Source organism: Amniculibacterium aquaticum (assembly GCF_003852705.1).
Classification (GTDB): domain Bacteria; phylum Bacteroidota; class Bacteroidia; order Flavobacteriales; family Weeksellaceae; genus Amniculibacterium; species Amniculibacterium aquaticum.
On sequence record NZ_REFA01000011.1, the window covers coordinates 32,892 to 45,023 of the forward strand.

Genomic DNA, 12,132 nt, shown 5'->3' on the forward strand with positions numbered 1-12,132 from the left:
TTGATTTTATTCGCATCTCTATTCTGAAAAGGTTCAGATGCACACTTATTTTTTGGTTTTCACTTGGGCATCAATTGTTTCCAAGTTTTGTGATGTGTTTATTTTTTTATTCAGATCTGCATTCTTTTTCACAGGCGGTGCCCCAGAATTTCCTGAGTTAAACAATCCTCCCGATGTTGCTGGTGGTGCGGCCTTTGGCAGGTTGTTATTCGGCTGCTGTATCGGATTGCCTTTGTTGTCCATCATTTGCAATTTGATATCGCTTTTTAGATAGTTCAGCATTTCTTTGGCTTTTTTGCCCTCATCCGTTTTGGCATAGTTCAAAACAATTTGCTCCAACTGAAGGATCATGATTTCTTTTCCGGATAATTTCCCGGTCAAAAAGGCGTTCAACAAAGAAAGTTTTGGCACCAAAGCGTCTTTAGGATGGTCTTTCAAAGTTTTTTCAACCAAGAGCTTACCTTCTGCATATTTCTCGTCTTTGTAAAGCTGGTAAGCTTCGAGATAGGCACTTTCTACCGCTTCAGCAGATTTTAAGAAGTTACTGCCTCTTGGGTTTCTGGCAAACTCAGCATAGGAACTGTACGGATAATCGTTGATCAGGATGTTTTTTGCTCGTTCAGCAATTTCGGGATTCTTTTCATAATTCATCCAAAAGATTTGGTACAAGGCTTTTAACATAACATCTTCCACGGGTTTGTTGTCCACCAATTTGTACAAGGTTTTGGTTGCCAACGGTCGGTTGCTAAACAGATTGTCGTACATGATACCCAAACCAAGAGATGCAGTGTCCCGATCTTTTTTTAACTGATCCAACTGTGCCAAATCTGTTGGGATTTTTTCGATGTAAAAAGCAGGTTCGTATCTTCGTGGGTCGGGTGCGGAAGAGGTACCCATAACGGAGTTTTTTGTATCGACAAGGGTTGCCATTTTAGCGGAAAATCGCCAATTGTCCGACAAAGCACGATCGCCCCAAATTTGTTTAAAACTGCTTGTTCCTTTTGCAACGGTATTCTGATTGTTAAAGTAAAAACCTTTGGTTCCTGTTCCAAAATCCTGAAAATTATTCCCGGAATTTCCAAAAATCGAATTTTTGCTAAAATCAGAATTGTCAAAACCGGCATTTCTTTCTTTTAGTTTTCTTTCTCTTTCAGCAAGCTCTTCTTTGGCTTTTAGCGTGTTGATGTATTTTTGGAAAAAAGCCGTTCTATCCGCCTCTGGCATGGCTGCTAATGCCAGAATACTGTCATTCTTTTTGATGAGGTAATAGTTTTTTGAGAGCTTTTTTATGTTATCGCTCTGCTCTTTCAAAAGGATTTTTGTCGGAGCGTGCGTCATGGCTACCAATGCCGAATCATAATAGGCTCCAGCCGTGATGTAATCGTCTTTCTCCAGATAATGTTTACCAATTTCATAATAATCTAAACCTCGAATTTGAGAATCTGAAACTTTTTCCTTAAGCGATTTTCTAAAATAGTCTAGCGCCTCTTGTTTCTTTCCTACTTTGTTAGCCATCAGTCCTAAAGCGTAGTAAAATTCGTTTTTTCTGGAGGCGTAAGTTCCTTTTTTCGAGATGTTTTCTAAATATTTTCTAGCTCCTTCATAATCGTCTTTGGAGTTGTAGGTTTTTGCGATTTCTATTTGTGATTTTACTTCAAATTCAAAATCATTGGCGTATTTGTACGCGTTTAAAAAAGCAGTTCTGGCTTCTACATTTTTCCCTTTTTCCGAAAGGAGTTGCCCTTTTAGAAAGGAAATTCTACTTTTTAATGGGCGATCCGAGTTCAGAGCAAATGCCCGATCCAACTCTGCAATGGCTTGATCTTTTTTGTCAAATAAAATTAAATTTTCTGCATTAAAAACAGATAAAACTTTATCGTATTTCTTGGAAATATTTTGTTTCTTAAGCTCAGTAAAAATAGAATTGGCTTTGTGATAATCTTTTAGTTTTGTGTAGGCAAGTCCTTCGTACACGATGGCCAGAGGCATTCTTTTGTCTCTCGGCATAATCTGTTTCAAGCTGCCGAATGCATCAAGAGCTTCGATGGGTTTGTTTTGGTAAATTCTGGATTTTATTAAAACCATATACGCATCAAAAATTTGATCGTTTTTTTCCAATCCTTTTCTCATAACGGAATAGTTGTGTATGGTTTTCAGTGCTTTACCTTCTGCAATTTCCAAAATACTTGCTCCTTTCACTCCGGTAGTATTCGTTCCTGGAGAGGCAGGTGGTACGCCTCCAGTATTGGGAATGGACGGGACATTTGCATTTGAACCCCCAGAAAATGACGAACTTGACGAAACCAAACCTTCCGAAGGATCGTTGTATTTGACCAAAGAAATGTACCCCGAATAAAAATTATCTTTATAGGCTTTCTCACGGCTTTCCAATTCCGTATTCAAGGCTTCTTTGGCATTGAACAAGGTATTGTTTTGTGCTGTAAAACCTTTTAGGAATCGGCCACGAGTCTCAGGACTTTTGTTGGATCCACAAGAAAATAAGACTGCGCCTAAAAATAGATATAAAAAATTTCTTTTCATTATTGTATAATAACTGCAAACACTTCGAATTATTTTGTTGATTTGCCAAATGTTTGCGTAAATTTAATGAAATTTTGATTAATGCTGAATCTTTTGAAAATCAAATATCAAAGGATAGATTTCGTGGGTAGGCAATCCCATAATGGTATAGTAGCTGCCTTCAATCTTAGAAATCTTAGCCATACCCAACCATTCTTGTACACCATAACTGCCGGCTTTGTCGTAGGGTTGGTATTTTTCCAAATAAAATTCAATTTCTTGATCGCTTATTTCTAAAAACGAAACTTGGGCAACATCGGTTTTTGTGATGGATTTGTCGTTGTTTTTTAGGGTAAATGCCGTGTACACCTGATGGGTTTTCCCTGAAAGTTGTTGCAACATTTTTTTAGCATCTTCCTTGTCTTTTGGTTTGCCCAAAATCGTTCCTTCCAACGCAACAACGGTATCCGCGGTAATCAAAATTTCGTCATTATCGAGATTTGAATAGGCGTTGGACTTTAACAAAGATACAAAAGCGGCTACTTCTTCTGAGGGCAAGTTTTCCGGAAAAGACTCGTCGCAATCGATGTTTACCACTTGGTATTCAAATCCCAATTCTTGTAAAAGTTCTTTTCGTCTTGGCGAATTGGAGGCTAATAATAATTTCATTTTTAGAATTAAATGCTTTGAGTATTGTCTTCTGTCCACTTTCCGTGTACCTTCATCACCTGTTCTATCACATCACGGACAGCACCTTTGCCGCCGGCAATGGGCGAGATGTAATCGGCTATGGCTTTCACTTCTGGGACTGCATTTTCCGGACAAGTAGCCAGACCTGCGTTTTTCATCATCGCAATGTCTGGGATGTCGTCGCCCATCACCAAAATTTCTTCGCTTTTCAGTTGGTATTTTTCTTTAAATTTTTCAAAATCTTCTCGTTTGTCTTGGGATTTTGGGTAATAATCTTGGATGCCCAGATAGTGAACTCTGTGTTTGACCATGTCGTCATTTCCACCGGTAATCACTCCGATTGGATATTTGTTTTTTATGGCTTTCACCACGGCATAACCGTCCAGGACATTCATCACTCGGGACATGTGTCCACCAGGAAGCAGATATACGCTACCGTCTGTAAATACGCCATCGACATCAAAAACAAAAGCTTTTATATTTTTAAGTTTAAATTTATAACTCATACATTTTCTTTATGGATTCGTTCAGGGTTTTATAAAGTTTGATTTTTTCGGGATCGGCCAACAGCTCTTCGTGTGCCTTCAGTACGGCTTTGTCGTTTCTAACGGCCGGACCTGTTTGTGCCATTTTGGGATCCATTTCATGAATTTTTCTTGTCGTTTCGTCGATGAGTGGAAGAAAAAACTGAAACGGAATGTTTTGGCTGTCTGCAATTTCTTTGGCTCTGGCAAAAAGATGGTTGGTGAAGTTGCATGCAAAAACCGCCGTCAGGTGGATGTATTTTCTTTTTTCTCCATCGGCAAAAGCCACTCGAGTGGATATTTTTTCGGCTAAATTTCTTAAGAGATTTTCATCTTCAGCATTTTCAGCATCGATAAAAAACGGAATTTCGGAATAGTTCAACGCTTTGTTTTTGGAAAAAGTTTGGAGCGGGTAGAGCACTGCTTTTCTGTAATTTCCCACCAAGGTTTCACGGGAAACGGCACCAGAACTGTGCGCTACAAGACAGTCTTGACTAGGAATTGCCTTGGAAACTTCTGCAATGGCGTCGTCTTTTACACAAATCAAATAAAAATCGGCCTGTTGAATTTTTTGAGAAGAATAAGGAATATCCAATTCTTCAGAGATTTTTTTTAGTTCCGATTCGTTTCTGCCGTAAATTTGAGATACCGAAATGCCTTTTTGTAAAAAAGCTTTTGCCAAATGATAAGCAACATTTCCGGAACCGATGATGACCGTTTTCATAACAACAAAAGTAAAAAATAATAATTGTTTGAAAGGCGATTTAACTTTTAGAATAGAAAAACATCCAAATAATGGAAATTAATTTATGAAAAGCAACGAATCCGAAATCATACGCTGTATGCAAGATGCAAAAGCCCAAGAAAAAGGGTTGAGGATGCTGATGGACGCCTATCAGACTCGTTTGTATTGGCACATACGAAGGTTGGTTGTGGATCATTGTGTTGCACAGGATGTTTTGCAAGATACTTTCGTGAAGGTCTATCAGAATTTTCATCAATTTAAACAAGAAAGCAAGTTGTACACTTGGCTGTACCGAATATCGACCAATGAAGCCTTGCAACATCTGAACAAACAAAATAAAATGAAAATGATGGATGAAGATGCCGATTATCACCTGAAAAACAGCATTGCACCCTTGGAAAATGAAGAAGATAAAATACACCTCTTGTTGAATGAGGCCATTGACAAGCTGCCGGAGAAACAAAAATTGGTATTCAACATGAGGTATTTTGACGATTTGCCTTACGAAGAAATTTCACAAATAGTGGACATGTCGGTTGGGACGCTGAAAACCAATTACCACTATGCCAAACAAAAAATTGAAGAGTATATTATAGAAAACGCAAACCATTGATATCATGAAAAATATAGATATAGAAAAATTAGAAAGAAAAAATCGAGGACAGGTTCCTGAAAATTTCTTTGAAGAAATTCAAAACAATGTCCTTTCTAGAACGGTACTCGCTTCTGAAAACAAAGCAGAAACCGAGAGAGAAACCGAGAGAAATTCTCGTTTCTCGATTAAATGGATTGGACTGTCAATGGCTGCTGCTGTAGCATTAATTTTCGGAATAAGCCAATTTATCCCAAATCTGAACGATACGGTTGAAGACAAGCCTATCCCTGTTGTGGTTAATAATCCGACCAATGAAAGAAAAGAAAATCATAAAATTGCCGTTGATCACTCCATTGCCACAAATCAAGCACCAGAAATAACAGGTACTGCTCAATCGGATCAAATTGAGAATGTAAAAAATGAAAAACCAAACGCTACGATTAAACCCGTATCACAAACGGTTTATAAAGAACAAATGGATGCTGTGCTTTCCGAAATGAGCGAAAAAGACTTGGCCGATTTGGGCAGCGGCGGCGACCAAGATATTTATCTGGATTTATATTACTAAACTAAAAAACATAATGCAATGAAAGCAAGGAGAATAGTTACCGTATTGTGCCTATTTTGTGCATCGTTGGCTTTTGCACAACAACTGACGACAGATGCCTATAGAAGCATGAGCAAAGAACAAAGAAAAGAAGCCTTTGACAAACTGTCGATGTCCGAGAAAAAGATGTTTATACGACAAATGAGAGAAGATCATTTGGTAAAAGAACTTCAAGTTTCGCCAAGCAATGACAAACAGTTCCGACAACTTTTTCATGAATATATGGAAAGCCAAAGAGTGATAAAAGACCGTTTCAAACATCCTGAAGATTCCGATAAAATGACAGAGCAGGAAGCGAAGTTGGAATTGGAAAACAGTTTTGTGGTAGGACAAAAGTTGATGGACAACAGAAAAAAATACACTCAAGAATTTTTAAAAATCCTAAGCCCCAAACAAGTGTTGAAACTTTTTCATAACGAAATGAAAATGCGAGAAAAAATTGATCAACACAGGAAGAGAACAGAAGATCGATAATCCTTAGTCTTTTTGAAAAATTGTAAGAATTCTTACAAAAAATGAAAATAAATACTAAAAAATTTGCATAGTTTTAGTTTTAGTTTTACGCCATTAAACACTTTAAAAATTTTATTTATTCTGAAAAAGAAACTTGTACTCATGGCGTTAACATGCTTTTCAGTTTTTGCTTACGCAGAAAAAATTGTAACATGGACTTCCACTTGTGGTGTAAAACATTCCACGACCTATCCGGATAGTTGGACAGAAACACAAATAAAGAATGATATTAAAAATATCAACGAAACCCAATGTGGGGTAAGACCTAATGTTATAAACATGAAAGTAACGAAAGTATTAACATTAAATTAAATTTATGAAGAAAATCATCTCTCTTTTGCTTATCGCAATTTCATCATGTATCTTTTCGCAAGAGATTTCCAAATCTTCAAATTATATGGTGATGTACGATGGTTTTTTTCAACCAGGAAAAGCCAAAGTGGTACATAAGGTGAACTACATTTTGCTCTTGGGAGATGATTTTTCTTTCTCTGCTCCAGAATCTTTGTTAGAAGATTTTGCGACCAATTATACAGTAGATCGTTCTAAAATAGAATCGAATACATCGTATATAGAAGAATTAATTTTTAATAACCATCAAGAAATTTTTGCTTTTGGGACTTTTATGGACGACAAATTAGGATATAAAGAAAAGGTGGATTTGAAATGGAAAATTGAAAACGAAACCAAAGAAATTGATGGGATTGTTTGTAGTAAAGCAACCACTGAAAAATACGGAAGAAAGTGGGTGGCATATTTTTCTACACGATATCCTTTTCCAATAGGGCCTTATAAATTCAATGGACTTCCAGGATTGGTGGTAGAAGTCTTTGATGAAAATAGAGAATATGTTTTTATTATGAAATCGGTCGAGAGAAAGAAAGTGGATCTAAAAATAAACTTTTCCGACATCAAATTTGTAACAAAAAACAAATACAAAGAAACAGTTTATAATATCATGTTCACACTTGCTCCTTACCCCGTGTTTGAAGATCCAGAATTAAAAAAAAGAATTATGGTTAATTTAAAAAATACAGAAGAAAGAAGAAACAATCCCATTGAACTTGAAATAAATTAAAAAGATTTTAACTTTAACAAAGAATCTTCATCCTACTTAACAGTGGTTTTTTATAAAACCGTTTGAATTGCAATTCAAATGGTTTTGTTTTTTTAATAATTATTGAATACTTTGTAACATTTTCAGGAAATTTACTACCAATAAAATGTTAAATCACAGTTAACAACAAAAAGTAAACACAAAAAACACCTCCTTTTTTGCAATGAAAAGGTAGATTGAGATAAGAATAGAAAATAGACTAAAATATGAAAAAATCGTTATCACTTTTCTTGCTTTTGGTATTTGCCATAGCATTTTCCCAGAAAAACATTTCTGGAGTAGTAAAAAACTCCGAAGGAGAGACGGTGTCCTCTGCCAGCATCACCATCGAAGAAAAAGGAAAAGACGCCATCGTAGCGTATGCCATTTCCAATGCCAAAGGAGAGTATAAAATTTCTTTTAACTCGGCAGATCCCAATTTGGACATCAAAGTAAAAGCTTTCAATCACAAAACTTTGGTGAAGGAAATCAGCAATAACGATCAGCAACTTAATTTTACCCTGCAAACCGAGGCTACAGAGATTAAAGAAGTAAAACTGAAGGCGAAAATGATCACCGCTAAAGGCGATACCATTTCCTACGACCTGAAAGCTTTTGAAAACAAATCGGACAGAACCCTTGCGGATGTTCTAAAAAAAATGCCGGGAATAGAAGTGGGGAAAGACGGTGGTATTTTGTACCAAGGAAAACCACTTATCAAATTTTATGTCAATGGAAAAGATCTTATGGAAGGCGGCTACGGAACGATCAACAACTCTTTGCCCAAAGATGCTGTGGCAAAGGTAGAGATCATGGAAAACCACCAACCAATAAAAATTCTTCAAGATAAAGTCCCTTCCGATCAAGCAGCAATGAACATAAAACTGAAATCCAAAGTCACCATGACCGGTCGTGGCGAGGTAGGCACAGGTTTTATCGATCCTTGGTTGTGGAATGTAAAACTTACCCCCATGTTTTTTGGTCAGAAAAACCAATGGATTGTTAATTACAAAACCAACAATGTTGGAGAAGATGTGGAGAGAGAAGGCATGATGCTTTCTTTTGGATCCCATTGGGAAGGAGTGAGAAGAAATGCTTCCCAAAACGATTGGCTGAATGTAGAAAACGCATCCGTACCCAACCTGCCTCAAAAAAGATATTTGATGAACAATGTTCATTTCCTTTCTGCAAATTTATTGACCAATCCATTCAAAAATAAAGAATGGGAGCTGAAGGCCAATGCCAACTACACCAACAATGTGGTGAGCCGTGAGTCGTACAGCCAGATCAACTATTTTGCTCCCATCAACTCTACGGTAGTAACCAATCTTCAGAATAAATTTTACACCAACAAAGCCAAAGGAGAATTGATCTTTACAAAAAATGCCAAGAAAGGCTTTTTTAAAAACACAACAACCTTTAACCAATTTTGGAATGCCGATAGAGCCGATGTACAAAGAGGTGCAGCAACCGGTGCAGAGTCCATCGAGTCGCCTACTTCTTCTTTCCAAAACTCGTTGAGCGCGATATTGCCGTGGAAGGAAAAAATGATCAACCTGAAATCGTACATCAACTACCAAAACGACAGACAAACTTTGGATATTGCACCGGCTTCTTATGTCAACCTGAACTTGCCGTTCCCGAGTACTTCGGAAATGCTAAGACAAGATTTCAAAATGAAAACCATAGAGGCCAATCATTCTGCCAATCTTAGTTTGAGCTACAAATATTGGACTTTCACCCCAGAAATTGGTTTGAATTTTTCCAACAATACGATCAACTCGGATTTGATGTTCAGAAACGGTGGCACGCTTCAGACCATGGGACAAGCCTTCCAAAACGATTTGGAGTTTACCGATCTGAAACCGTATGCGTCTTTGGGCATTAATTACAAATCCGATAACTGGATGATGTTTGCGGGATTGCCGTTTAATTTTAAAAACATAAAAGCAGTTGATCCGCTCAGAGGTTTGGATCGTTCGGCACACAAAATAACCTTCGAGCCCAATGCTTTTGTTCAGTACAAATTTCTATCGTTCTGGACGGCGAATGTTTTTGCCAATATGAACCATAGTTTTGCAGATATTTCGGATGTTTATGCCGGTTTACTTCTTGGTTCGCCGTCGTCACTTTCCGCCATGAACCCGAACAATCCGTTCAGAGAAAATCAATCGAAATCTACAGGAATCCGAATTCAATACAGAAATCCTTTGAACAATTTGTTCTTTAATGTAGGCACGAACATAAGCGGTAACAAAAGCAACTTGACATCGTCACCATTTGTGAACTCTTTGGGATATGTGGTAACCAATTATATCGAAAGAGACAACAGTTCTAACTCTTTTGCTGCCAATGCTGAGGTGGGAAAATACTTCCCGGCCATCAAGTCGAATGCATCGGTAACTTTCAGCTACAACGAGTCCAAATCTGAAATGATCCAAAACAATATTTTGTTCGACAACAAATCCGAAAGCCAAAGTTTAGGTTTCAAGTTCAACAATTCTTATTTTTCTTGGATGAGTGTCGATTATAACATGAACTACAATTGGAGCAAACAGATCAGTACACTTACCAACAGATCCTTAGGGTATCAGCATAATTTGAGCACCTACTTCTATCCGATAGAAAACCATACCGTAGGATTTGCTTGGGATCAGCTGAACTCCGGTACTCCGGACAATATGTACCACAATGCATTTTACGATTTGACCTATCAGTACACTTGGTCCAAAAAGAAAATTGATTTTGAATTGAAGTGGAATAACATCGCGAACAAAAAAGTATTCGAAAGGTATTCCGTAGGTGCAACATCGGAAAGCTATACCAAAATCCAACTTAGACCGAGTCAGGTCATGTTTGCTGTTAAGTTTAACTTTTAACAAAATAGAATTGATTAAAAGCCCTTTCAAATCCAACTGAAAGGGCTTTTTTGTTAAAAAAATATTAAATTTTATTGAGATTTATCAATAAGTCATATCTTTAAACGATTAATTAAAAAAATACATGAAAAAATTATTTGCAGCATTGGTCCTCTGTTCAACCATGGCTACGGCACAGGTACATCGTTTTGTTTACGAATACAAGTACATCCCGAACATCAACGAGAAAGAAAAAGTCATGGACGATCTTATGGTGTTGGACATCGATGAAAAAGGATCCAGCTACGAAAGTCTAAGTAAATTGGAAAGAGATTCCGCATTTAGAGCACGATTGTTCAGTGCACAAAAAAGCATGGGAAGTGGTGGATCTCTCAGCTTTTCTGGATTATCTCGTAAGCAAGGTACGGTAGAACAGAAGGTTGTAAAAGAATATCCGGAGTACAAAACCTATCTTTTTGAAAAAGTAGATTCTGATTTGTACAAAATAGCAGAAGAAGGAAAACAAGACTGGAAAATCCTTTCCGAAACTCAAAAAATAGGAAATTATACCGCTCAGAAAGCAACGACATCCTTTGGTGGAAGAGATTGGGTGGCGTGGTTCACCACAGATTTGCCATTTCCAGACGGCCCGTATAAATTCCACGGTTTACCCGGTTTAATTGTAAAATTAGAAGATACAACGGGATCTCACATCATGACCATGGTGGCCAATAAAAAAATGCCCAACAAAGAAGAAATTGTAAACACCAAAAAAGTTGGAGAAGCAACCATTACATTTGGGACTAAAGAAATTCCGGTAACCGTAGATCAGTTTAAAAAAGCATGGAAAAATTATATAAAAGATCCCGCAAAAAACCTTAGAGAAATGTCATCAAGAAGTGTATCTGGTGGTGGCGGTTACTATACGACCAATACATACATCATGAAAGACCAAAATGGAAAAGAATTGGACATGAAAGAAATGATGAAGCGAAAAGAAGAAAGTGCCAAAACGATGCTTAAAAACAACAACAACCGAATAGAGCCTAATCTATTTAAACTTTAATACAAACATGAAAAAATTATTCGCACTATTGGTGCTGTGCACCACCATGGCAACCGCTCAGGTACATCGTTTTGTGTACGAGTACAAATACCAACCCAACTCCAAACTTAAAGACACCATCTATCAAGACCTAATGGCGCTGGATATAGATGCCAAAGGCTCGGTGTACAAATCCTTACACAAAATACAAACCGACTCGATAAAAGCAGAAATCTGGAAAAATTTTAAACCAGGTGTTACTACCAATATTGATCTTTCCGGAACCGGATCTAAAAAAGGAACCGTCAGCACTTCTGTAATAAAGGATTATGCAAAAAATGAGGTCTTTTTATTGAAAGATTTGGACGGGCAGAATTATAAAATTAAAGAAGAAGAAAAACAGCTGTGGAAAATTTCACCTGAAAAAAAGAAAATAGGAAACTACACTGCCCAAAAAGCAACAACTTCTTGGGGTGGAAGGGATTGGACGGCATGGTTTGTAGAAGAACTTCCTTTCCCTGATGGACCCTACAAATTCCAAGGATTACCGGGGCTTATTGTAAGCATTGAAGACGCAACAGGCGGTTTTAAAATGAACATGATCGCCAACAAAAAACTACAACCAAAAGTTGAAGTAAAAGAAAAATCACAACCCAATGGGTTGGTTTTCGATGGCGACAAAGCGATAGAAATATCCGAAGAGAAGTATAAAAAAGTAGTGAAAAACTACATTGCCGATCCTGCAAAAAGTATAAGAGAAATGGCATCCCCGAGCAGTGAAAACAGGGTGGTCGTTACTTCTTCGGTTGGCGGGAAACCATTGGACTTCAAGGAAATGATAAAAAATAAAGAAGAAAGGGTCAGAAAATCCTTAGAGTTTTTCGACAACAGCATAGAGCCTACACTTATCAAATAAATAGAAAAGCCCGAAATATTCGG

12 protein-coding genes are annotated in these 12,132 nt (G+C 37.3%); 8 read left to right on the forward strand and 4 right to left on the reverse strand.

What is annotated here, in order from left to right:
• Positions 1-45: 45 nt before the first annotated feature.
• From porW to EIY84_RS06410, 4 genes are all read right to left on the reverse strand, one after another.
• Entirely contained in the window at positions 46-2,541 is a 2,496-nt protein-coding gene (gene porW, locus EIY84_RS06395; protein WP_124641377.1) for a type IX secretion system periplasmic lipoprotein PorW/SprE, read from the reverse strand.
• A gap of 78 nt (positions 2,542-2,619) precedes the next feature.
• Entirely contained in the window at positions 2,620-3,189 is a 570-nt protein-coding gene (locus EIY84_RS06400; protein ID WP_124641379.1) for a Maf family protein, read from the reverse strand.
• 8 nt (positions 3,190-3,197) lie between these two features.
• Complete coding sequence (locus EIY84_RS06405) at positions 3,198-3,716, reverse strand: KdsC family phosphatase (protein ID WP_124641381.1); 519 nt, start codon at positions 3,714-3,716, stop codon at positions 3,198-3,200.
• Entirely contained in the window at positions 3,706-4,458 is a 753-nt protein-coding gene (locus EIY84_RS06410; RefSeq protein WP_124641383.1) for a Rossmann-like and DUF2520 domain-containing protein, read from the reverse strand. The genes EIY84_RS06405 and EIY84_RS06410 overlap by 11 nt, the downstream gene beginning before the upstream one ends.
• An 85-nt stretch (positions 4,459-4,543) precedes the next feature.
• Between EIY84_RS06410 and EIY84_RS06415 the strand changes: the two genes are divergently transcribed.
• The 8 genes from EIY84_RS06415 to EIY84_RS06450 all read left to right on the forward strand — a co-directional run bounded on the left by EIY84_RS06415 (position 4,544) and on the right by EIY84_RS06450 (position 12,109).
• Positions 4,544-5,092 carry an RNA polymerase sigma factor gene (locus EIY84_RS06415; protein WP_124641385.1) on the forward strand — a complete coding sequence of 183 codons (549 nt, stop codon included), beginning with the start codon at positions 4,544-4,546 and terminating at the stop codon, positions 5,090-5,092.
• Positions 5,093-5,096: 4 nt separating this feature from the next.
• The gene (locus EIY84_RS06420; protein ID WP_124641387.1) at positions 5,097-5,642 is read left to right on the forward strand and encodes a hypothetical protein; all 546 of its coding nucleotides are present in this window, start codon (positions 5,097-5,099) and stop codon (positions 5,640-5,642) included.
• An 18-nt stretch (positions 5,643-5,660) separates the two neighbouring features.
• The gene (locus EIY84_RS06425) at positions 5,661-6,155 is read left to right on the forward strand and encodes a hypothetical protein (RefSeq protein WP_124641389.1); all 495 of its coding nucleotides are present in this window, start codon (positions 5,661-5,663) and stop codon (positions 6,153-6,155) included.
• Positions 6,156-6,296: 141 nt separating this feature from the next.
• On the forward strand, positions 6,297-6,506 hold the full coding sequence (locus EIY84_RS06430; RefSeq protein WP_124641391.1) for a hypothetical protein: 210 nt from the start codon (positions 6,297-6,299) through the stop codon (positions 6,504-6,506).
• 4 nt (positions 6,507-6,510) lie between these two features.
• Positions 6,511-7,272 carry a GLPGLI family protein gene (locus EIY84_RS06435; RefSeq protein ID WP_124641393.1) on the forward strand — a complete coding sequence of 254 codons (762 nt, stop codon included), beginning with the start codon at positions 6,511-6,513 and terminating at the stop codon, positions 7,270-7,272.
• Positions 7,273-7,517: 245 nt separating this feature from the next.
• Positions 7,518-10,169: a carboxypeptidase-like regulatory domain-containing protein gene (locus tag EIY84_RS06440; protein WP_124641395.1), complete on the forward strand. Its 2,652-nt coding sequence runs from the start codon at positions 7,518-7,520 to the stop codon at positions 10,167-10,169.
• A 124-nt stretch (positions 10,170-10,293) separates the two neighbouring features.
• A complete protein-coding gene (locus tag EIY84_RS06445; protein ID WP_124641397.1) occupies positions 10,294-11,214 on the forward strand; it encodes a GLPGLI family protein in 921 nt (306 codons plus the stop codon).
• A 7-nt stretch (positions 11,215-11,221) separates the two neighbouring features.
• Complete coding sequence (locus EIY84_RS06450; RefSeq protein ID WP_124641399.1) at positions 11,222-12,109, forward strand: GLPGLI family protein; 888 nt, start codon at positions 11,222-11,224, stop codon at positions 12,107-12,109.
• Positions 12,110-12,132 lie beyond the last annotated feature (23 nt).